Annotated in this window: 19 protein-coding genes; 5 read left to right on the forward strand and 14 right to left on the reverse strand. The window is 66.5% G+C overall.

Annotation, left to right across the window (positions count from 1 at the left end):
* The first annotated feature begins 67 nt into the window (after nucleotides 1-67).
* Entirely contained in the window at nucleotides 68-280 is a 213-nt protein-coding gene (locus D7T59_RS14070) for a hypothetical protein (protein ID WP_010486834.1), read from the forward strand.
* On the forward strand, nucleotides 277-525 hold the full coding sequence (locus tag D7T59_RS14075; RefSeq protein WP_180851738.1) for a hypothetical protein: 249 nt from the start codon (nucleotides 277-279) through the stop codon (nucleotides 523-525). Before D7T59_RS14070 ends, D7T59_RS14075 begins: the two co-directional genes overlap by 4 nt.
* A 25-nt stretch (nucleotides 526-550) precedes the next feature.
* Here D7T59_RS14075 and gstA read toward each other — a convergent pair whose 3' ends face one another.
* A complete protein-coding gene (gene gstA / locus D7T59_RS14080; RefSeq protein WP_180851736.1) occupies nucleotides 551-1,153 on the reverse strand; it encodes a glutathione transferase GstA in 603 nt (200 codons plus the stop codon).
* A 124-nt stretch (nucleotides 1,154-1,277) separates the two neighbouring features.
* Between gstA and D7T59_RS14085 the strand changes: the two genes are divergently transcribed.
* Nucleotides 1,278-2,174 carry a LysR family transcriptional regulator gene (locus D7T59_RS14085; RefSeq protein ID WP_258016832.1) on the forward strand — a complete coding sequence of 299 codons (897 nt, stop codon included), beginning with the start codon at nucleotides 1,278-1,280 and terminating at the stop codon, nucleotides 2,172-2,174.
* Between the two features lie 136 nt (nucleotides 2,175-2,310).
* Here the strand turns inward: D7T59_RS14085 and lpdA are convergent, their stop codons facing one another.
* The 6 genes from lpdA to purB all read right to left on the reverse strand — a co-directional run bounded on the left by lpdA (nucleotide 2,311) and on the right by purB (nucleotide 12,484).
* A complete protein-coding gene (lpdA, locus tag D7T59_RS14090; RefSeq protein WP_108762410.1) occupies nucleotides 2,311-3,747 on the reverse strand; it encodes a dihydrolipoyl dehydrogenase in 1,437 nt (478 codons plus the stop codon).
* Between the two features lie 63 nt (nucleotides 3,748-3,810).
* Nucleotides 3,811-5,013, reverse strand: a complete 1,203-nt coding sequence (gene sucB, locus D7T59_RS14095; protein ID WP_005410272.1) for a dihydrolipoyllysine-residue succinyltransferase — start codon at nucleotides 5,011-5,013, stop codon at nucleotides 3,811-3,813.
* A gap of 40 nt (nucleotides 5,014-5,053) precedes the next feature.
* Nucleotides 5,054-7,885 carry a 2-oxoglutarate dehydrogenase E1 component gene (locus D7T59_RS14100; RefSeq protein ID WP_164136001.1) on the reverse strand — a complete coding sequence of 944 codons (2,832 nt, stop codon included), beginning with the start codon at nucleotides 7,883-7,885 and terminating at the stop codon, nucleotides 5,054-5,056.
* Nucleotides 7,886-8,071: 186 nt separating this feature from the next.
* On the reverse strand, nucleotides 8,072-8,968 hold the full coding sequence (locus D7T59_RS14105) for a GNAT family N-acetyltransferase (protein WP_180851728.1): 897 nt from the start codon (nucleotides 8,966-8,968) through the stop codon (nucleotides 8,072-8,074).
* A gap of 8 nt (nucleotides 8,969-8,976) precedes the next feature.
* Nucleotides 8,977-10,392, reverse strand: a complete 1,416-nt coding sequence (locus D7T59_RS14110) for a ribosomal protein uL16 3-hydroxylase (protein ID WP_180851727.1) — start codon at nucleotides 10,390-10,392, stop codon at nucleotides 8,977-8,979.
* 724 nt (nucleotides 10,393-11,116) lie between these two features.
* A complete protein-coding gene (gene purB / locus D7T59_RS14115) occupies nucleotides 11,117-12,484 on the reverse strand; it encodes an adenylosuccinate lyase (RefSeq protein WP_180851726.1) in 1,368 nt (455 codons plus the stop codon).
* Between the two features lie 294 nt (nucleotides 12,485-12,778).
* Between purB and D7T59_RS14120 the strand changes: the two genes are divergently transcribed.
* Nucleotides 12,779-14,218: a class II fumarate hydratase gene (locus tag D7T59_RS14120; protein WP_180851725.1), complete on the forward strand. Its 1,440-nt coding sequence runs from the start codon at nucleotides 12,779-12,781 to the stop codon at nucleotides 14,216-14,218.
* A gap of 115 nt (nucleotides 14,219-14,333) precedes the next feature.
* Here the strand turns inward: D7T59_RS14120 and D7T59_RS14125 are convergent, their stop codons facing one another.
* The 7 genes from D7T59_RS14125 to D7T59_RS14155 all read right to left on the reverse strand — a co-directional run bounded on the left by D7T59_RS14125 (nucleotide 14,334) and on the right by D7T59_RS14155 (nucleotide 18,916).
* The gene (locus D7T59_RS14125; RefSeq protein WP_033833950.1) at nucleotides 14,334-14,759 is read right to left on the reverse strand and encodes a hypothetical protein; all 426 of its coding nucleotides are present in this window, start codon (nucleotides 14,757-14,759) and stop codon (nucleotides 14,334-14,336) included.
* A 100-nt stretch (nucleotides 14,760-14,859) separates the two neighbouring features.
* A complete protein-coding gene (locus D7T59_RS14130) occupies nucleotides 14,860-15,471 on the reverse strand; it encodes a DUF2884 family protein (RefSeq protein ID WP_106550270.1) in 612 nt (203 codons plus the stop codon).
* A gap of 30 nt (nucleotides 15,472-15,501) precedes the next feature.
* A complete protein-coding gene (locus tag D7T59_RS14135) occupies nucleotides 15,502-16,389 on the reverse strand; it encodes a DUF4097 family beta strand repeat-containing protein (protein WP_180851724.1) in 888 nt (295 codons plus the stop codon).
* 25 nt (nucleotides 16,390-16,414) lie between these two features.
* Nucleotides 16,415-17,443, reverse strand: a complete 1,029-nt coding sequence (locus tag D7T59_RS14140) for an ABC-2 transporter permease (RefSeq protein ID WP_180851723.1) — start codon at nucleotides 17,441-17,443, stop codon at nucleotides 16,415-16,417.
* Nucleotides 17,440-18,315 carry an ABC transporter ATP-binding protein gene (locus tag D7T59_RS14145; protein WP_180851722.1) on the reverse strand — a complete coding sequence of 292 codons (876 nt, stop codon included), beginning with the start codon at nucleotides 18,313-18,315 and terminating at the stop codon, nucleotides 17,440-17,442. The genes D7T59_RS14140 and D7T59_RS14145 overlap by 4 nt, the downstream gene beginning before the upstream one ends.
* A complete protein-coding gene (locus D7T59_RS14150; RefSeq protein WP_079222416.1) occupies nucleotides 18,315-18,674 on the reverse strand; it encodes a GntR family transcriptional regulator in 360 nt (119 codons plus the stop codon). Before D7T59_RS14150 ends, D7T59_RS14145 begins: the two co-directional genes overlap by 1 nt.
* Nucleotides 18,675-18,676: 2 nt before the next feature.
* Nucleotides 18,677-18,916 carry a hypothetical protein gene (locus tag D7T59_RS14155; RefSeq protein WP_142806340.1) on the reverse strand — a complete coding sequence of 80 codons (240 nt, stop codon included), beginning with the start codon at nucleotides 18,914-18,916 and terminating at the stop codon, nucleotides 18,677-18,679.
* Nucleotides 18,917-19,283: 367 nt separating this feature from the next.
* Here D7T59_RS14155 and D7T59_RS14160 point away from each other — a divergent pair, with 367 nt between their 5' ends.
* On the forward strand, nucleotides 19,284-19,871 hold the full coding sequence (locus tag D7T59_RS14160) for a glutathione peroxidase (protein WP_258013020.1): 588 nt from the start codon (nucleotides 19,284-19,286) through the stop codon (nucleotides 19,869-19,871).
* Nucleotides 19,872-19,953: the final 82 nt, after the last annotated feature.

Raw genomic sequence — 19,953 nt, forward strand, 5'->3', positions numbered from 1 at the left:
TTGCGGCCGCCGGGGCAGGGCGCCAAGGTGGTCGCAGGCGGCAGGGTGCCGCCCCAAGGAGACTGTGATGAAGACCCTGTTCGCGCTCGGTGTGTGGTGCCTGCTGTTCGTGCTGTGCTGGCCGCTGGCGATCCTCGCCCTGATCGCGTGGCCGTTCGTCTGGCTGCTGAGCCTGCCGTTCCGCCTGGTCGGCATCACCTTCTCGGCCCTGTTCGCCTTCCTGCGCGCGCTGTTCATGCTGCCGGCGCGCCTGCTGGGCGGCAGGGCGGTGGCGGCATGAGGGTGGTGTTGCTGGCGGGTCTGGTCCTGCTTGCGGGGCCGGTGCTGGCCGCACCTCCGGCGCCGCCGTCAGCTTGGCTGGAGCGCCAGCAGACTGCTGCGGCTGACGAGGCGAATGCTGCAGCGGTCTCTGTGCCGAAAGCCAAGGAGCGCTGCCGGGTCACGAAGGAATGGAAGGTCGGCGAGACGGTCGTGCAGCACAAGGTCTGCGACGATCCACCCAAGAAGCAGGCTGGAAAGGTGTAGCGCCGAGCCTACGCTCGGCTGCACATCATGCTGCCTCTGCGCGCAGCGCCGCCTGCACGGCCGGTCGCGCATTGACCCTGCGGATGTACGCAGGCAGGGCCGGCCACGTCGCCAGATCGATGGAGAAGAAGCGGCACCAGCCAAGCACCGTGAAAAGATAGGCATCGGCGACGCTGAAGTCCGGCCCCATCAGGAAGTGCTGTGTTGCCAGGGTGTCCTGCAGCAGGTCGAAACGCTTGAACAGCTTCTGCCGGAAGAAGGCCTTGGCCGTTTCCGGAAGTTCGGCGTTGAACAGCGGCGCCGAGCCGGCGTGGATCTCGCTGGTGACGAAGTTCAACCACTCCTGCAGTCGTACCCGCTCCCAGCTGCCGGCCGGTGGGGCCAGCGCGCATCCGGGTTTCAGGTCGGCCAGGTACTGGACGATGGCCGGGCCTTCGGTCAGCACCTGCCCGTCATCCAGCTCCAGCGCCGCGACATAGCCTTTGCGGTTGATGGTGCGGAAATCGCGGCCATCGGCGGTCTGTTTGCTGGTGTTGTCGACCTTGACCAGCTCGAAGGGCAGGCCAAGTTCACGCAGCACGATATGGGGCGACAGCGAGCAGGTGTAGGGCGCGTAGTACAGCTTCATGGGAAGTCTCGATGGGGCGGAGAACGGCTGGGCCAGCCGATGTGAGGCAGTCTGCTGGGTGAGCCGCATCCGGTAAAATCAATCTTCGATTTTCTTGCCATAAGACGAGCTACTGCCTGCCATGATGAATCTTGCCCATTGGCGCCTGCTGGTTGCCGTGGCCGACGAGGGAACCATCTCGCGTGGCGCTGATCGCGTTGGCATCAGCCAGTCCGGTGCCAGCCAGGCGCTTGCCCAGCTGGAGTCCTCACTGGGTTTTGCGGTGTTCGTGCGCGAGCGGCGGCAGGTGGAGATCACCGTGCTCGGGCAGCAGGTGATTGAACACGCACGCACCATGCTGGGCAGCCTGCAGGCGATCCGCGCGCTGGCCGATGACAGCCAGGGACTCAGCGGTGCACGCATCCGACTTGCGACATTTCCGTCGCTCGTTTCCAGCGTGCTGCCGGCGCTGTTGCGTGACTTCCAGCGCCGTCACCCGGGCATCGAGGTGGTGGTGGTGGAGGGGACGGACGAGGAAGTGGAGTGCTGGCTCGAGTCGGGCACGGTCGATGCCGGGGTGGTGATGAATCCCGCTGCCGATCGCCACCCGCTGATGCTGGGCAGCGATGGATGGATGGCGGTGTTTGCGCAGGCGCATCCGCTGGCGCGGCGCGCCACGGAAAGCGGGGTGGCCTTGAGCGAGCTGGCGGCCGAGCCCTTCATCCTCGCAACAGGGGGCTGTGCGGTGAACGGTCAACGCCTGATGGCGGACGCCGGTCTCCAGCTGAGCGACATACGGGTGACCGTGCGCGACTGGGCCAGCGCGTGCGTGCTGGCCCGCGAGGGCCTGGGCGTCTCACTGGTGCCGGAATCGACGTTGCCGGACGATCTCCACGGCCTGCGGGTGCTGCCGGTGCAGCCGGGCATCCGCCGCATGTTTGGCCTGGTCTGTTCGCAGGCAGGACGCGCATCGCGTCCAACGCAGGTCTTCATGCAGGTGCTGGGCATGGCCGCTGCAGGCAGTGCGTCAGGATCAGCGTGAACCCGCTACCGGGGGGGAGCCGGAGCGTGGGGACGTCAAGCTGCCCGGCAGGGTTGCGGGCAACAAAAAACCCCGCCGAGGCGGGGTTTTTTGTATCCAGTCATGCCGGCCWGCGGCCGGCACTACCCGCGAACGATCAGTTCGCCTTGTGGATGGCGCGCTTGCTGACCGCCATCGCCGCGTCGTGGATCACTTCCGACAGCGACGGGTGGGCGTGGCAGATGCGGGCCAGGTCATCGGCCGAGCCGCTGAACTCCATGGTCAGCACGCCTTCGTGCACCAGCTCGGAGACGTTGGCGCCGACCAGGTGCATGCCGAGGATGCGATCGGTTTCGGCATGGGCCAGGATCTTCACGAAGCCTGCCGGCTCGATCATCGCCACGGCACGGCCGTTGGCGGCGAACGGGAAGCTGCCGGCCTTGTACGGAATGCCTTCGGCCTTCAGCTGGGCTTCGGTCTTGCCGACCCAGGCCAGTTCCGGCTCGGTGTAGATGACCCACGGGATGGTGTCGAAGTTGACGTGGCCCGGCAGGCCGGCGATCAGTTCGGCCACCGCGATGCCTTCCTCGAAGCCCTTGTGCGCCAGCATCGGGCCGCGCACGCAGTCGCCGACGGCCCACACGCCGTTGACGCCGGTGTGGCAATGCGCGTCGACTTCGATCTGGCCGCGGTCGTTGATCTTGACGCCGGTGCCTTCGGCCAGCAGGCCCTTGGTGGCGGCGCGACGGCCGACGGCCACCAGCAGCTTGTCCACGGTCAGGGTCTTTTCGCCTTCGCTGTCGGTGTAGGTGACAACGACTTCCTTCTTCTTGCCCTTGCCGGTGATTTCGGTCTTGGAGACCTTGGCACCGAGGCGGATGTCCAGGCCCTGCTTCTTGAATTCCTTGGCAGCGGTCTTGGCCACTTCGGCGTCGGCCACGGCCAGGAACTCCGGCAGTGCTTCCAGGATGGTGACTTCAGCGCCCAGGCGCTTCCACACGCTGCCCAGTTCCAGGCCGATCACGCCGGCGCCGATCACGGCCAGGCGGTTCGGCACTTCGGTGAAGTCCAGGCCGCCGACGTTGTCGACGATGGTCTCGCCGTCGAACTTGGCGAACGGCAGTTCGATCGAATCCGAACCGGCCGCGATGATGACGTTGGTGCCCTTCAGCTCGACGATGGAACCGTCATGCTGGGTGACCTTGACCACGTTGCCCGGCTGCAGTTCGCCGAAACCGTAGTAAGCGGCGACCTTGTTGGCCTTGAACAGCATGCCGATGCCGCCGGTGAACTGCTTGACGATCTTGTCCTTGCGGCCAACCATCGCCTCGACGTCGATCTTGGCATCCTTGAAGCTGATGCCGTGGTCGCCAAAGATGTGGCCCATGTTCCAGAACTGGCGCGAGGAATCCAGCAGCGCCTTGGACGGGATGCAGCCCACGCGCAGGCAGGTGCCGCCGAGGGCCGGCTTGCCGTCCTTGCCCAGCGCTGCGTCGATGCAGGCGGTCTTCAGGCCCAGCTGGGCCGCGCGGATGGCAGCGTGGTAACCGGCCGGGCCGGCACCGATGACGACGACGTCGAATTGTTCAGCCATTGAATTATTCCTTGATGCATTACCAGAACCCCTCCGCGCAGGCGCGGAGGGGCGGGAGGTGTCTTACAGGCCGAACAGCATGCGGCCCGGGTTTTCCAGCTGGTTCTTGATGTCCACCAGGAACTGCACCGAATCCTTGCCGTCGATGATGCGATGGTCGTAGGACAGGGCCAGGTACATCATCGGCGCGATCACGACCTGGCCGTTCTGGGCGATCGGACGCTCCTTGATGGCGTGCATGCCCAGGATGGCGCTCTGCGGCGGGTTGATGATCGGGGTCGACAGCAGCGAACCGAAGGTGCCGCCGTTGGTCACGGTGAAGGTGCCGCCCTGCAGTTCATCCAGGCCCAGCTTGCCGTCACGGGCCTTCTTGGCGTAGTCGGCGATGGTCTTTTCGATATCGGCGAACGACATGCGCTCGACGTTGCGCAGCACCGGGGTGACCAGGCCCTTTTCGGTGGACACGGCGATCGAGATGTCCGAGTAGCCGTGGTAGATGATGTCGTCGCCGTCGATCGAGGCGTTGACCAGCGGGAAGCGCTGCAGCGCGTTGGCAGCGGCCTTCACGAAGAAGCTCATGAAGCCCAGCTTGATGCCGTGGGCCTTGACGAACTCGTCCTGCAGTTCCTTGCGCGCCGCCGAGACCTTGGACAGGTCGACTTCGTTGAAGGTGGTCAGCATCGCGGTGGAGTTCTTCGACTCCATCAGGCGCTCGGCGATGCGCTTGCGGATGCGGGTCATCGGCACGCGCTCTTCCGGACGTGCGCCACCGGCTTTGCCGGCGCCGCCGTTGCGGGCGAAGTTGACGATGTCTTCCTTGGTGACCGCGCCGCGACGGCCGGTGCCGTCGACGTCGGCCGGGTTCACGCCTTCGGTGATGGCGGTGAAGCGGGCGCCCGGCGGCAGTGCATCGGCGGCCGACTTGGCAGCCGGTGCCGGCGCGGCGGCAGCCGCCGGAGCAGCGGCGGCCGGGGCAGCGGCGGCCGCCGGAGCGGCTTCAGCAGCCGGAGCCGGGGCAGCAGCGACGGCGCCTTCTTCGATGATCGCCACGACCTGGCTGGAGGTCACGGTCGAGCCTTCGGCGAACTTGATTTCCTTCAGCACGCCGTCGACCGGCGACGGCACTTCCAGGACGACCTTGTCGGTTTCCAGGTCAAGCAGGTTTTCGTCGCGCTTGACGGCGTCGCCCACCTTCTTGTGCCAGGTGGCGATGGTGCCGTCGGCGACGGATTCGGGCAGTACCGGGGCTTTGACTTCGGTGGCCATTGCGGGAGCTTCCTGGTTTGTCTTCTAAATAGGGGGAGGATTATTCAGCGAACGTGTCGTTGAACGGGTTGACCAGTGCATCGGCGACCAGCTGCTGCTGTTCGCGGACGTGGTCAGCCATGTGACCGGCAGCCGGCGAAGCCGAACGTGCGCGACCGGCGTAGTGCAGGTTCTGGCCATCGGCCAGGCAGAACTGCAGGTGGTGGCGGATCTGGTACCACGCACCCTGGTTCTGCGGTTCTTCCTGCGTCCACACCACGTCGGTGGCCTTGCCGTACTTCTTCAGTTCGGCAGCCAGCAGCGCACGCGGGAACGGATACAGCTGCTCCACGCGGATGATCGCCACGTCGTCCTGGCCACGCTTGGTCTGGTCTTCCAGCAGGTCGTAGTAGACCTTGCCCGAGCACAGCACCACGCGCTTGACCTTCTTGGCGTCCGCGTTGGCGTCGCCGATCAGGTGCTGGAACTCGCCGTTGGCCAGTTCGTCCAGGGTCGACACGGCCAGCTTGTGGCGCAGCAGCGACTTCGGCGACATCACCACCAGCGGCTTGCGGGTGGTCAGGTGCTGCTGGCGGCGCAGCATGTGGAAGGCCTGTGCCGGGGTGGACGGAACCACGACCAGCATGTTCTCCAGCGCGCACAGCTGCAGGAAGCGCTCCAGGCGTGCCGAGCTGTGTTCCGGGCCCTGACCTTCATAGCCGTGCGGCAGCAGCAGGGTCAGGCCGGAAATGCGGCCCCACTTGGCTTCACCGGCGGCGATGAACTGGTCGATGACGACCTGGGCGCCGTTGGCGAAGTCGCCGAACTGGCCCTCCCAGATGCACAGCGTGTTCGGATCGGTGGTGGAGAAGCCGTACTCGTAGGCCATCACCGCTTCTTCGCTCAGCAGCGAATCGATGACGGTGGCCTTCTCCGGCGAATCCACCAGCTGCCGCAGCGGCATGTAGTAGTTGTCGGTCTTCTGGTCGTGCAGGATCGCGTGGCGGTGGGTGAACGTACCGCGGCCCACGTCCTGGCCGACCAGGCGCAGTGCATTGCCTTCGTCGAGCAGGGTGGCGTAGGCCAGGTTCTCGGCAAAGCCCCAGTCGCCCGGGATCTCGCCGGCGGCCATCTTGCGGCGGTCGTCGTAGACCTTGGCCACGCGCGAGTGCAGCTGCACGTCTTCGGGAATGGTGTTGATCAGCTTGGCCAGCTCGACCAGCTTGTTCTTCTCGACCTTGGTCGAGATCGGATCGGACAGCTTGCCTTCCAGCAGCTTCGGCCAATCGACGAACAGCGGGCTGGTCGGCGGGGTCTTCTCGACCTTGGCCAGCTCGGTGGTCACTTCACCGGCATCGAGCTTCTCGCGGTAGGCATCGACCATCGCCTTGCCGGCGCCGGCGGCGATCACGCCTGCCTTTTCCAGCTGCTCGGCGTACATCTCGCGGGTGGTGGCGTGCTTGCGGATCACCTGGTACATCAGCGGCTGGGTGATCGCCGGCTCGTCGGCCTCGTTGTGGCCCCAGCGGCGGTAGCACATCAGGTCGATGACCACGTCCTTGGCGAACTTCTGGCGGAACTCGAAGGCCAGCTGCGCGGCGAACACCACCGCTTCCGGATCATCGCCGTTCACGTGCAGCACCGGGGCGGCGATCATCTTCGCCACGTCGGTGGCATAGCGCGTGGAGCGCGTGTCCAGCGGGTTGGAGGTGGTGAAGCCGACCTGGTTGTTGACCACGATGTGCACGGTGCCACCGACGGCGAAGCCGCGGGCCTGCGACATCTGGAACAGCTCCATGACCACGCCCTGGCCGGAGAAGGCGGCGTCGCCGTGGATCAGGATCGGCATGACCTGCTTGCGGGCGGTGTCCTTGCGGCGCTCCTGGCGCGAACGCACGGAACCGGCCACGACCGGGTCGGCGATTTCCAGGTGCGACGGGTTGAAGGCCAGCGCCAGGTGCACCGGGCCGCCGTCGGTAGCCACGTCGGCCGAGAAGCCCATGTGGTACTTCACGTCGCCGGCAGAAGCGTGCTCGTCGTGCTCGAACTTGCCTTCGAATTCGTCGAACAGCTTGCGCGGGTTCTTGCCCAGGGTGTTGACCAGCACGTTCAGGCGGCCGCGGTGGGCCATGCCGATCACCACGTCCTTGACGCCATCCTTGCCGGCGCTGCGGATGATGGTGTCCATCATCGGGATCAGCGAGTCGCCGCCTTCCAGCGAGAAGCGCTTCTGGCCAACGTACTTGGTGTGCAGGTAGCGCTCCAGGCCTTCGGCCGCGGTCAGGCGCTCCAGGGTGCGGCGCTGGGTGTCAGCGTCCAGCTGGTAGTTGCCACCGGCCAGTTCCAGCTTCTTGTAGATCCACTGGCGCTGCTCGACCTCGGAGATGTGCATGAACTCCGCACCGATCGAGCCGGTGTAGGTCGCCTTCAGGCGTGCCAGCAGGTCGCGCAGCTTCATGCGCGGCTGGCCACCGACGCCGCCGGTGCTGAACTCGCTGTTGAGGTCGCCATCGGACAGGCTGTGGAACGGCAGGCCCAGGTCCGGGGTGTTGACCGGCGCGGCCAGGCCCAGCGGGTCCAGGCGGGCGTCCAGGTGGCCGCGCGAGCGGTAGGCGGTGATCAGACGACCGACATTGCGCTCACGCTCGTCGCCCGCACCGTTGCCGGTGCCGGCCTTCAGCGCTTCCTTGGCCGCGTCCGCAATGTGGGAGATGACGGCCGAGTGCGGAATGTCGCCTGCTTCGCGGCCCTTGAAGCCGTCGAAGTAGGTCTTCCATTTGGGATCGACACTGTCCGGGGAGACCAGGTACTGCTCGTACAGGTCCTCGACATAGGAGGCGTTGCCGCCGGCGAGTTGCGAAGATTGCGCAAACTGCTTCAGTTGATTGTCCACGATGGAGGGTGTTGATTCGCTTTGTGGGGTATGGCTTCAGAAGGACCCGGCAGGAAGATGAATAGCCCTGCGCGGGCGCGTTCAAACAGCCAAATTGTACCCCCATCCGGACACGAAGGGGCACCACCACAGGCATCCCGGGTCCCCCGGTGCCGCTTCCAGACAGGTTGAGTCAGCCAGCTCCGCTCAGATGCCGAGCGCACGCAGTTCGCTGCAATCGCGCGAACGGTCCCAGACGCGCTGCAATTGCTGCTCGAACGGCTGCGAACGTGCAGGCAGCGCGATGCCGGCCTCGCCGTCGAGGCGATGGCCGATCAGACGAAAGTAGAAGTCGCCTGCATCGTTGAGCAGGCAGGCCGAGGCCAGCGCACGGTCGACCGGGTCGGTGACCTCGCGGAACTGGATCACACTGGGCAGGCGCTGGGCCAAGGCCAGCAGCGGCGCACCGGCCGAGGCGATCGCCGCCGCGTCGTGCACGATCACCCGCAGCTGCTTGTCATGGCGGGCGGTGACGAAGCGGCGCAACGCGGCTTGCACCGGCGGCGCGTCCAGCAGGCCGGGGTCCAGCTGTCGGCTGTGCAGCCACAGCTGGCGGCGGGCGCGGTGGATGATGGCGGTGGTGATGGCCAGCGCCTGCTCGCGGCCATCGATGGCGCTGGCCGCGCCCAGCCTGCGACGCATCTGCTGGTGGCCGATGCCGGCCTCCTCGAACACCTCGCCCTCGGGCAGGAAGCCCTGGCGGGCGTAGAAGTCGCGGGCGGGAAGCTGTGCATGCAGGTGCAGTTCGGCCAGGCCGAGCCGGCGCCCGGCCTCCACCAGCGCCGCCAGCAGGGCCTCGCCGACCCCGTTGCTGCGATGGCTGGCCAGCACCGCCATGCGGCCGATGCGGCCGTCCGGGGCCAGCCGACCGGTGCCGACCGGCTGGTCGTCACTGTCCAGCGCCAGCACATGGGCGCTGACCGGGTCCAGCGCATCGCGTTCCAGCTGCGCGGCGATGCCCTGTTCCTGCACGAACACCCGCTGACGCACGTCGTGGATGGCGACGTGGGCATCGGCGTGGCTGACCTGCTGGACCCGGACCATGGCAGGTCTCAGGCGCGACCGTCGTCGCTGTCGTCTTCGTCGTGATCCTCGAAGTTGACGATGACCTCGATGCCGTCGTCGTGCACGGTCACGGTGTGGACATCGTCGGACACCGCGTCGGCGTCGATCGCATCGACACGGTCACGGCCTTCGACCACTTCGCCGAGCACCACGACATCCTCGCCGTCTTCCTCGTCTTCGGCCTCGTATACCTCATTCGGGTCGATCAGCTGGAACACGCCACCGACCAGCAGCTGCTGGACCACCGCGCGGCCCTTGTCGGACAGGCCGCGATAGGCGGCGGCGTCGAGCTGCTCGGCACCGGCCAGGCGCTGGGCGTCCTTCACCGGCAGCGCGAAGTCCTGGCCGCTGACATACAGGCTGGCGCCACGCTTGGCCCGGCGCCAGGCCAAACGCGCCCACGGGTGGCGCTGCAGCAGCAGGCCGGACGCCAGTGCCTCGACGACCTCTTCCTGTGCCGGTGCGGCCTGGTGCGCCATCACTTCACCGGCGGCGCGGTAGGTGGTGATGAAGCGGCCGAACCAGTCGCCCAGCTTGTCCGGGTCGTTCATGCGGATGGCGTTGAGGGCGGTGATCACCCGCGCCATCGCCACGGTGTCGATTTCGTTCGGGTCGGCCGGCACCTTCAGGTCGGCATCCTGGTAGCGGATGTTCTCGTCGGCATCGGCGATCAGGGTGTCCAGGTAGTCGCTGATCAGCTCGGCCGAGCCCGGCGCGCGCATGCCGAACGAGAAGGTCAGGCAGGGATCTTCGGCGACGCCGTGGTGCGGCACGTTCGGCGGCAGGTACAGCATGTCGCCCGGCGCCAGCACCCAGTCGTGGGTGGGCTTGAACACCTTCAGCAGCTTCAGCTCCACGTCTGGGCGGAAGCCCAGCGGCGGCTGCTTGCCCTTGATCGATTCGCTGGCGTCGATCTGCCAGCGGCGGTGGCCTTGGGCCTGCAGCAGGAACACGTCGTACTGGTCGACATGGGCGCCCACCGAGCCGCCGGTGGCGGCGAAGCTGATCATCACGTCATCCATGCGCCAGCGCGGCAGGAAGCGGAAGTGTTCGATCAGGGCACGCACGTCCTTGTCCCACTTGTCCACGTCCTGCACCAGCAGGGTCCAGTCGTGGTCGGGCAGGGCGGGGAAGATGTCTTCCTGGAACGGACCGGTACGCACGCGCCAGCCGTCCTGGGCCTTGTCGTGCTCGATCAGGCGCGCCAGCACGCCTTCCTCGCAGGCCAGGCCCGCGAGGTCTTCCGGCTGAACCGGCGTCTGGAAATCGGGGAAGGCGTTGCGGATCAGCAGCGGGCGTTTCTGCCAGAAGTCGCGCAGGAAGGTGGCCGGCGCCATGCCCAGCGGCTGGCCGGGGCGGGCGGTGACTTCAATGAGCGGAGCGGAGGACTTGCGGGCGGCCATGGGGGAATCCTTGCAGCGGAAAGCGGGAGGGGCGGCGCGGCGGGCCGCCAAGGGGGCCATTGTCCGCCGTTCGCCGGGATTGCGCACGTGTGGTGGTTTGTCGCGGGGGTTCCGGCCAACGGCGGAGCCCCTCGTGGCGGTCAGGCTCACAAGCAAAAGCTGCGCTTGGCCGGGCGGGTGGGCCATGCAGGGGACGCTGCAAGTACGTCCCTGTAAGCTCGATGGCGCCATCCATGGCGCCAACGCCCCTGCATGACCCACCCGCCCGGCCCCTGACAGTTTCGTGCGGGGGCCGCCACGGAATGGAAGAAGAAAAGCAAGGCAAAAGCGGATCGCGCGCTGCGCTTGCTCGTGCTCCTGCGCTCGTGGGGTCAGATCCCTTTTCCAATGGAAAAGGGATCTGACCCCATCGGACAAACGAAAGAGGGACGCGGCGAAGCCGCGTCCCTCTCAAATTCCGTCCCGACAACCCAACGCTCTTCGATCCGTCACCGGAAATCTGTCAGAGGTGGGGCGGGATGGGCCAGCGGGACCGTTGGCGCCATGGATGGCGCCATCGAGCCCCCATGGATGGGTTCACGGCGTGTCCCGCTGGCCCATCCCGACCCGCCCAGCTAGCAGCAATCCAGAGCCGCTTTTGACGTTGCTGTTGCTGTTGCTGCTGCCGTGGCAGTACAAGCCTGCCGCAGGCAGCGCCCGCGGCCGCCGCCGCAAAGGAAACCCCTTAGATCTTCTTCGCCAGCGACTCAGCCAGGCCGGTATAGCTGCCCGGGGTCATCTCCAGCAGGCGCTGCTTCGCATCCGCCGGCAGCTCCAGCCCCTGCACGAACGCCCGCATCGACTCAGCGGTGATGCCCTGGCCGCGGGTCAGCGCCTTCAGCTGCTCGTACGGGTTCGGCAGGCCGTGGCGGCGCATCACCGTCTGCACGGCTTCGGCCAGCACTTCCCAGGCCGCGTCCAGATCGGCGTCCAGGCGCTGCGGGTTCACTTCCAGCTTGCCCAGGCCCTTGGCCAGCGAGTCCAGCGCCACCTGGCTGTGACCGAACGCGGTGCCCAGCGCACGCAGCACGGTGGAATCGGTCAGGTCACGCTGCCAGCGGCTGATCGGCAGCTTGGCGCTGAAGTGCTCGAACAGCGCATTGGCGATGCCGAAGTTGCCTTCCGCATTCTCGAAATCGATTGGATTGACCTTGTGCGGCATCGTCGACGAGCCGACTTCGCCTTCCTTCAGGCGCTGCTTGAAGTAGCCCAGCGAGATGTAGCCCCAGATGTCGCGGGCCAGGTCGATCAGGATGATGTTGGCGCGGCGCGCGGCATCGCCGATCTCGGCGACGTTGTCGTGCGGCTCGATCTGCGTGGTGTACGGGTTGAACACCAGGCCCAGGCCGGTGACGAAGCGCTCGGCGAAGGCCGGCCAGTCCACGTCCGGGTAGCTGGCCACGTGCGCGTTGTAGTTGCCGACCGCGCCGTTGATCTTGCCGGTCAGCTCGACTGCGGCGATCTGCCTGCGCTGGCGCTCCAGGCGCGCGACCACGTTGGCCAGCTCCTTGCCCAGGGTGGTCGGCGAAGCGGTCTGGCCGTGGGTGCGCGACAGCATCGGCTGGCCGGCCTGGGCATGGGCCAGGGTGCGCAGGGTGGTGGCGATGCCGTCCAGGGTCGGCAGCAGCACCTCGCGGCGGGCCTGTTCCAGCATCAGGCCGTAGCTGAGGTTGTTGATGTCTTCGCTGGTGCAGGCGAAATGCACGAATTCCAGCGCCGGAGCCAGTTCGGCGTCGTCCTTCAGCTGTTCCTTGATGAAGTACTCCACCGCCTTGACGTCATGGTTGGTGGTGCGCTCGATCTCCTTCACGCGCGCGGCCTGGGCCGGGCTGAAGCGGGCGGCCAGCTCGCGCAGGCGGGCGACGGCGGCGTCGGAGAACGGTGCCAGTTCGACGATGCCCGGTTCGGCGGCCAGGGCCAGCAGCCATTCCACCTCCACCACGATGCGGGCCTTGATCAGGCCGTATTCGGAGAAGATCGGGCGCAGGGCGTCGACCTTGCCGGCGTAGCGGCCATCGAGCGGGGACAGGGCGAGCAGGGCGGAATCGGACATGTCGGCAGGGCGGGGGCGAGCGGCGGGGGCCATATTCTACGACGTGCCGGTGAGGTAGTGCCGGCCGCTGGCCGGCAACCACGCCCGGCCCACGATTCCATGGATTGCCGGCCAGCGGCCGGCACTACCCCTTGCGCGTGCAGATCGGCCCGGCGGGCGGAACGATCTGGCCCGCGCTCGTCATCCCACGCTGCAGGCAAGGGAGTATCGTTGTCGCAGCCGCCAGCCCGGGAAGCGACACCCTGCCAGCCGCCGCTTCCCTTTCCCCAACTGAAGTAGTGCGGAGTCGATGCAATGAGCAAAGCTGCAAGCAAGGGTGGAACCACCGGGTTCCGGATCGAACACGACAGCATGGGCGAGCTGCAGGTGCCTGCCGATGCCCTGTGGGGCGCGCAGACCCAGCGTGCCGTGCAGAATTTCCCGGTCTCGGGCCAGCGCATGCCGCGCGGTTTCATCCGTGCGCTGGGCCTGGTCAAGGGCGCGGCCGCCGGCGTCAATGCCGAGCTGGGCCACCTGCCCAAGACCGTGGCCAAGGCCATCCAGACCGCCGCCGCCGAAGTGGCTGCCGGTGCCTGGGACGCGCAGTTCCCGATCGACGTCTACCAGACCGGCTCGGGCACCTCCTCGAACATGAATGCCAACGAGGTCATCGCCACCTTGGCCAACCGTGCCGGCAAGGCGGGCAAGACCGTGGTGCACCCCAACGACCACGTCAACCAGGGGCAGAGCTCCAACGACGTGATCCCGACTGCGCTGCGGGTGTCGGCGGTGCTGGCCACGCACGAACAGCTGCTGCCGGCGCTGGTGCACCTGCGCAAGACCCTGGACAAGAAGGGCCGCAGCCTGCGCAAGGTGGTCAAGACCGGCCGCACCCACCTGATGGATGCGATGCCGCTGACCTTCGAGCAGGAATTTGGCGCGTGGTCGGCACAGCTGGCCTCGGCGCAGGAGCGCATCGAAGACAGCCTCAAGCGCGTGCGTCGGCTGCCGCTGGGTGGCACTGCGATCGGCACCGGCATCAACGCCGATCCGCGTTTCGGTGCACAGGTGGCCAAGGCGCTGAAGCAGCAGACCGGTTTCAAGTTCGACAGCGCCGAGAACAAGTTCGAAGGCCTGGCCGCGCAGGACGATGCGGTGGAACTGTCCGGCCAGCTCAATGCGCTTGCCGTGGCCCTGATCAAGATCGCCAACGACCTGCGCTGGATGAATGCCGGTCCGTTGGCCGGGCTGGGCGAGATCGAACTGCCGGCACTGCAGCCGGGCAGCTCGATCATGCCGGGCAAGGTCAACCCGGTGATTCCGGAAGCGACGGTGATGGCCTGTGCGCAGGTGATCGGCCACCACACTGCGATCACCGTGGCCGGGCAGACCGGCAATTTCCAGCTCAACGTCACCCTGCCGCTGATCGCAGTGAACCTGCTCGATGGCATCGGCCTGCTGGCCAATGTGTCCACCCTGCTGGCGGACAGTGCCATCGCCGGCCTGAAGGTGCGCGAAGACCGCGTGGCCGAGGCGCTGGCGCGCAACCCGATCCTGGTCACCGCGCTGAACCCGATCATCGGCTACGAGAAGGCGGCGGCGATTGCCAAGCGCGCCTACAAGGAACAGCGCCCGGTGCTGGATGTGGCGCTGGAAGACAGCGGGCTGGACGAGGCCGAGCTGCGTCGCCTGCTGGACCCGACCGCGCTGACCGCTGGCGGCATCCAGGCTGGTGGTGGTGGCGCCGGCGGTTGATCTGGATTCTGCAATCTGTAGAGCCGAGCCCATGCTCGGCTCAGGTTCCAGCCAGTAGCCGAGCATGGGCTCGGCTCTACAAAAGGAAACGCCGCCCTTGGGCGGCGTTTCTGCTTCAGCGACGGTCGGCGACGATATTGCCGAAGGTGTCGGTGTAATCCTTGAACTCGGGGATGCGCTGGATCAGGTCGGCCGGGATCACCTCCATGCCCTCCGGCGGCTGGATCTTCACCGGCTGCATGTTCGGGTCGGCCGGCGCAGCCACCAGCGTGTTCTGGCGCAGCACCTGCAGCTTGCCGAACATCGTCTGCAGCATCTGCTTCTGACCGTCGTCCAGCGGAATCTGGATCTCGTCCACCTTCATCGTGCCATCGCCGAGGATGATGATGTTCGGTGCCGGTGGGCGACGCACGGTCACCATGCCTTCGCTGACGGAAATCTTGGGCTTGCCGCGCTCGGCGCGGTGGTTGCGGTAATCCTTGTCGCAGCCGACCAGGCCCAGGCAGAGCAGGGCGGCCAGCAGCAGGAACAACTTCTTCATGGCGTTCGGTTCGGGGGAATCCGGGGCCCCCATTGTAAGCCCGTCGACGCAGCCGGACCGGCAACGGAAGGCCGCTGCCGGCCGGGTGCGTCGATTTGTCTCAGTTGGAGAACGTGACCGAGTTGTTCTTGCCGCAGTCGTCCACGTCGCTCTGGTCCATCGTCGCGTAGGGCTTGAACGCCGGCAGTTCGCGCGCCAGTGCCTGCTGGCTGGCCAGCATCGCTGGCAGGCGATCACAGATGCGCTTGGCCTGGACCTCGATCTTGGCGGCTTCGGCGTTGATGCGCTTCTCCACACCTTCACTGTCGCCGCTGAAGATGCCCTTCAGCGCTTCGCCGGCCGCATTGGCGCCGAGCTTGGCACCGGCCAGGCCGACGTCCATGCCGTCCATCGCGATGGCGACCACGTGGCCGCGGTACTCCTGCAGGTGACGGCGCTGGGTGTCGTTGGCCGCGACCTCCTTGCCGGCGATCAGCAGGCGGCCGTCGGGCGTGATCTCCGCACGCGGCTGCTTGTCGGCGGAGATCTTGATGTTGCCCTGGGCGATGTCCTTGCGGGCATCGTCCATGGCTTCCTTGACGGTCTGGCCGACGCCGCTGGTGGCTTCGGCGACGCTCTTGCCAACGGTCTTGTCGGGGGCGGAGGACGTGCCGCCGCAGGCGATCAGCGGCAGGCACAGCAGGGTGGCAGGCAGCAGGCGCAACAGATTCATGATGTTCCCCTGGACGTGTCTGGAAGAGGATTACTTGCTGCGCGGCAGGGTGACCCTGCCGCTGACGTTGCGGTGTTCGACATCGCCGCTGCCGCTGTGATCGACGGTCAGGCTGCCGCGTACGCCGTCCACCTGGATGTCGCCCGAGCCGTGGCTGCGCACATGCACGTTGCCGCCGATATCGGTCAGGTCGACACCACCGGAGCCGACCACGCCGACTTCGACGCTGCCCTGCACGCGCTTGAATTCGATGTCGCCCGAACCGACCGTATCCAGACGTGCGTTGCCACGCACATCGGTGATCTTCAGGTCACCCGAACCGACCGTGCCGGTCACGGCGTCGCCGCCGATGTTGCGGGCATTGACGTCGCCCGAACCCAGCGACAGCAGGTTCAGCGAACTGCCACCGTCGATGTTCAGGTCGCCCGAGCCCACTGCGGCGTGGATGCTGCCGCGCGTGCCGCGGGCAACCGCGTCACCGGAGCCGACATCCACGCTGAGCGACTGCGCGTTCTCTACGCTGGCATCGCCGGAGCCGACCTTGAGCTGCAGTGGCAGGTTGTCCGGCACGCTGCCGTGGATGTCCAGCCAGGCGTAGCTGTTGCCGATGCTGATGCTGGGCGAGCGCCCCTCGCGACGCAGGCTCACCACAAGCTTGTCACCAACCTTCCGCTGGTCCAGCACCAGCTGGTCCAGCCATTCCTGGCTGGAGGCGCAGGCGCGGCCTTCGAGCTGGCCACCGCCGGCACTGGCGGTGATCTTCAGGTCGTGCTGGTTGACCTCGATCACCACCGCCTTGGCACCGGCCACGTCCAGCTTCAACGTGCGCGCAGCAGTGAACTTGCAGTTCGGGGCATCGGCAGCGAGTGCCGACAGCGGCAACAGCAACAACGCAGAGCAGGCGAGCAGGGAACGCATGGGTGGTGCCTCCGGGTGGATGGAATCAGATCTCGCCGGCGCGCTTGCGCAGGCGGATGGCGAGGAAGATGAACACTGCACCGACGGCCGCACCGATCCACAGTTCCGGCATCGCCAGCGACTTCAGCTGCGAGGCGGGGGACATCAGGCTGACCACCGAGTCCAGGTCGCGGCGCGAACCTTCACCTGCGCCGAGGCGGTACAGCAGGTCCATGCCGGGCACGCCGCCCAGCAGCAGGCGGCCGACGATGTTCTGCCAGAACCAGCCGGTGGTGAGGCCGAACAGCGGCATGATCTTGGTGGTGCTGACGATGACGCCGGCAAACAGTGGCAGCATCACCGCCCACAGGAACGGCTTGCTCTTGGCCCAGGCCGAGCACAGCAGCAGCCAGCCTGCAGTGGGCAGGGCCCACAGCGCGTAGACCGGAATCCAGCTCAGGTGGCCAGCGGCCAGGGTCAACGGGCTGGCGGGCCCCCAGATCAGGGCCATCGGGCTGCCACCGTGCATCAGGGCGACGATGCTGATGATCAGCATGAAGCCGAACATGGTGATGATGCCGGCAATCACCGCGATCAGCGGCGCCACGATCAGTGCGCTGATCACCTTGGACAGCACGGTCTGGGTGTCCGACAGCGGCAACGACTTCCAGAACAGGATGCTGCGGTCGCGGCGGTCGTCGTACAGGGCGCCCAGGCAATAGAAGAACACCACGAAGGCCAGCACCAGGAACGGCCACGCCGAGCTGAGCACCAGGGTCAGGTCGAGGCCGTTGCCGAGGTCGGCAAGGTCCTTGCTGTCGATGTTGCGGGTGAGCAGGGCCAGGTCCAGGCCATTGACGTTCACGCTTTCGCCATCGACATGCAGCGCACCGTTGCGCGCCGCGCGGTTCAGTGCGAACAGGCCGAAGGCGATGCCGACGGTACTCATCACCAGCGAGATCAGGCCGGCGATCAGCGGGGCATACAGGAAACCGCCGCGGTTTTCCCAGTACTCGCGCTTGAGCAGCCAGCGCAGGGTGCCGAGGGGGCTGACGGGGTGGTTGACGGCATTCATGCGTAGGTCCCCTTCATGACGGCGACGAACAGGTCGGCCAGGCCCGGGCTGCGGGTCTCGCCAAGGGTGGAAAGCTGGGCGCGCGGTACGCCGTCGAACAGCATCACGGTCTTGCCGAACGCCAGGCTGCGCTCGTCGATCGGCTTCAGGGCGCGTGCGGTTTCCAGCTGGTCGGCGTTGACCAGCAGTTCGGTGTAGCGCTGGCCGACCTCGTCCATTTCCGCATCGAGCACGATGCGGCCGTCGCGGATGAACATGACGTCGCTGAGGATGTGCTCGATCTCTTCCACCTGGTGGGTGGTGACGATGATGGTCTTCTGCTCGTCGAAGTAGTCTTCCAGCAGGCGCTGGTAGAACTCCTTGCGGTACAGGATGTCCAGGCCCAGGGTGGGCTCGTCCAGTACCAGGATGCGGGCATCGATGGCCATCACCAGCGCCAGGTGCAGCTGCACGATCATGCCCTTGGACAGTTCGCGCACGCGCTGCTTCGGCTGCAGCTTGGTATTGGCGAGGAAGCGTTCGCAGCGGGCGCGGTCGAAGCGCGGATGCACGCCGGCGACGAAGTCGATCGCCTCGCGCACCTTCAGCCACCGCGGCAGCACGGCGACATCGGCGATGAAGCAGATGTCGTTCATCAGCTCGTCGCGGTGCAGGCGTGGATCGCGGCCAAGCACGCTCAGCTCACCTTCCACCGAGGTCAGGCCGAGCAGGGCCTTCAATGCCGTGGTCTTGCCGGCACCGTTGGGGCCGATCAGGCCGACGATGCGCCCGCTCGGAATGCTGAAGCTGGCATTGTCGAGGGCAACGGTGTTCTTGTAGGCCTTGCGCAGGCCTTTTGCGGTGATGACGGCTTCGCTTGCTACGGTACTCATCAGATCTTCCCCTGGGGCAGCAATTCGTCGAGGCTCAGGCCCAGGCGCTGGATGCGCTCCAGCACGGCCGGCCATTCTTCATTGAGGAAGCGCTCGCGCTCGCTGCTGCGCAGCTGCGTGGCGGCCTGCTCGGTCATGAACATGCCCAGGCCGCGGCGCTTTTCGACCAGGCCTTCGTCGGCCAGTTCCTGGTAGGCGCGCGAAACGGTGATGGGGTTGAGCTGGTAATCGGCGGCCACCTGGCGCACCGAAGGCAGGGCATCGCCCGGCTTGAGGATTCCGTCGAGCATCATGGCGATCACGCGCTCCTTCAACTGACGGTAGATGGGAGCGCCGTCGCTCCACTGGATGTCGCTCATATTCAGCTCCGTGGGGTCAGCGGCTGGGCGAACGAGAAATACGGCATGGACAGGGAGCTGTGCAGCCGACGCGGGGGAGGGGGGGAGGGGGCAGTGGCGTTCCCTGCCGGTGAGGCGGTCGCGTCCTGCGCACTGTCAGCGGAGTCGGAGAAGCTGGGCGCGGCCAACCAGGCCAGCACGATCAGGGTCGAAACGGCAGCGGCCGCAGGTGCGGTGAGGTTGCGACGGATCCGGACGTTCATGGCTTCCCCCTGTCTCAGGTGACTGGTGTTGTATGCAACTATAACACCGGCACGCCCAGGTGCAACCCCCTGCCGTCCCCAACTGATGGCAGGGGTGGTCAGAGTGCTGAAACAATCACTTACGTCGTTGATTTAAAAAGAAAATAAAATTGTCGCATGGAACGATCCAGTACGGCCTTCCATTCAGCGATGTCCATACCATGTCATCCCTTTGCCCTCGAAGAACGGCGAAGGGCGTAGCCGCCACGCCACGCAAAGCCTGGGCCGGCCCCCGCCATCTGGGCCATTGAAGCCCGGTGCTATAGTTCGGCCGATTCCCGGCCGCTGCTGGCCGGGCCCTGTGAATGGCTACCGCGGACCGCTCCTGATGCCCCTGTCGACCGTTTCTCCGCGCCGCCTGCGCGGCCTGTCCCTGCTGGCCCTGATGGTGGCCGGTGTCGCCGGTTCCGCCAGCGCCCTGGCTGCCGACCTGCTCGACCTGGACTACCGGCCGCTGGCCAGCAAGCAGCAGGTCAACCTGCAGCAGCGCTATCACGGCCAGGTGCTGCTGGTGGTCAATACCGCCAGCAAGTGCGGCTACACCCCGCAGTACGAAGGACTGGAGGCGCTGCAGAAGCGCTACGCAGGCCGTGGTTTTGCGGTGCTCGGTTTCCCCTCCAATGATTTCAAGGGGCAGGAGCCGGGCGACGAGAAGCAGATCCAGGATTTCTGCACGCTCACCTACGGGGTCAAGTTCCCGATGTTCGAGAAGGTGCATGTGGTTGGTGCGGAGGCGACGCCGCTCTATCAGCGGTTGACGGCGGCCACCGGCGTGGCACCGGGCTGGAATTTCCACAAGTACCTGGTCGGCCGCGATGGCAAGGTCATCGCCCAGTTCGCCAGCAAGGTGACGCCGGATGATCCGCAGCTGACCGCGGCCATCGACAGGGCGCTGGCTGCAGCCGCCACTCATTGATATCCGGCACGGATGCCTCGACATCGACGGCATGCGTGCGACAATGTTTCTTTTCGCGCCGACGTCGGCGCCCAGACACTTC

Source organism: Stenotrophomonas maltophilia (assembly GCF_013464915.1).
Taxonomy (GTDB): Bacteria; Pseudomonadota; Gammaproteobacteria; order Xanthomonadales; family Xanthomonadaceae; genus Stenotrophomonas; species Stenotrophomonas maltophilia_AT.

What these genes read in the sequence shown, in the direction of transcription:
- D7T59_RS14070 (WP_010486834.1), top strand. Translation starts at nt 68, where the DNA reads ATGAAGACCCTGTTCGCGCTCGGTGTGTGGTGCCTGCTGTTCGTGCTG.
- D7T59_RS14075 (WP_180851738.1), top strand. Translation starts at nt 277, where the DNA reads ATGAGGGTGGTGTTGCTGGCGGGTCTGGTCCTGCTTGCGGGGCCGGTG.
- gstA (WP_180851736.1), bottom strand. Translation starts at nt 1,153, where the DNA reads ATGAAGCTGTACTACGCGCCCTACACCTGCTCGCTGTCGCCCCATATC.
- D7T59_RS14085 (WP_258016832.1), top strand. Translation starts at nt 1,278, where the DNA reads ATGAATCTTGCCCATTGGCGCCTGCTGGTTGCCGTGGCCGACGAGGGA.
- lpdA (WP_108762410.1), bottom strand. Translation starts at nt 3,747, where the DNA reads ATGGCTGAACAATTCGACGTCGTCGTCATCGGTGCCGGCCCGGCCGGT.
- sucB (WP_005410272.1), bottom strand. Translation starts at nt 5,013, where the DNA reads ATGGCCACCGAAGTCAAAGCCCCGGTACTGCCCGAATCCGTCGCCGAC.
- D7T59_RS14105 (WP_180851728.1), bottom strand. Translation starts at nt 8,968, where the DNA reads ATGGTCCGGGTCCAGCAGGTCAGCCACGCCGATGCCCACGTCGCCATC.
- D7T59_RS14110 (WP_180851727.1), bottom strand. Translation starts at nt 10,392, where the DNA reads ATGGCCGCCCGCAAGTCCTCCGCTCCGCTCATTGAAGTCACCGCCCGC.
- purB (WP_180851726.1), bottom strand. Translation starts at nt 12,484, where the DNA reads ATGTCCGATTCCGCCCTGCTCGCCCTGTCCCCGCTCGATGGCCGCTAC.
- D7T59_RS14120 (WP_180851725.1), top strand. Translation starts at nt 12,779, where the DNA reads ATGAGCAAAGCTGCAAGCAAGGGTGGAACCACCGGGTTCCGGATCGAA.
- D7T59_RS14125 (WP_033833950.1), bottom strand. Translation starts at nt 14,759, where the DNA reads ATGAAGAAGTTGTTCCTGCTGCTGGCCGCCCTGCTCTGCCTGGGCCTG.
- D7T59_RS14130 (WP_106550270.1), bottom strand. Translation starts at nt 15,471, where the DNA reads ATGAATCTGTTGCGCCTGCTGCCTGCCACCCTGCTGTGCCTGCCGCTG.
- D7T59_RS14135 (WP_180851724.1), bottom strand. Translation starts at nt 16,389, where the DNA reads ATGCGTTCCCTGCTCGCCTGCTCTGCGTTGTTGCTGTTGCCGCTGTCG.
- D7T59_RS14140 (WP_180851723.1), bottom strand. Translation starts at nt 17,443, where the DNA reads ATGAATGCCGTCAACCACCCCGTCAGCCCCCTCGGCACCCTGCGCTGG.
- D7T59_RS14145 (WP_180851722.1), bottom strand. Translation starts at nt 18,315, where the DNA reads ATGAGTACCGTAGCAAGCGAAGCCGTCATCACCGCAAAAGGCCTGCGC.
- D7T59_RS14150 (WP_079222416.1), bottom strand. Translation starts at nt 18,674, where the DNA reads ATGAGCGACATCCAGTGGAGCGACGGCGCTCCCATCTACCGTCAGTTG.
- D7T59_RS14155 (WP_142806340.1), bottom strand. Translation starts at nt 18,916, where the DNA reads ATGAACGTCCGGATCCGTCGCAACCTCACCGCACCTGCGGCCGCTGCC.
- D7T59_RS14160 (WP_258013020.1), top strand. Translation starts at nt 19,284, where the DNA reads ATGCCCCTGTCGACCGTTTCTCCGCGCCGCCTGCGCGGCCTGTCCCTG.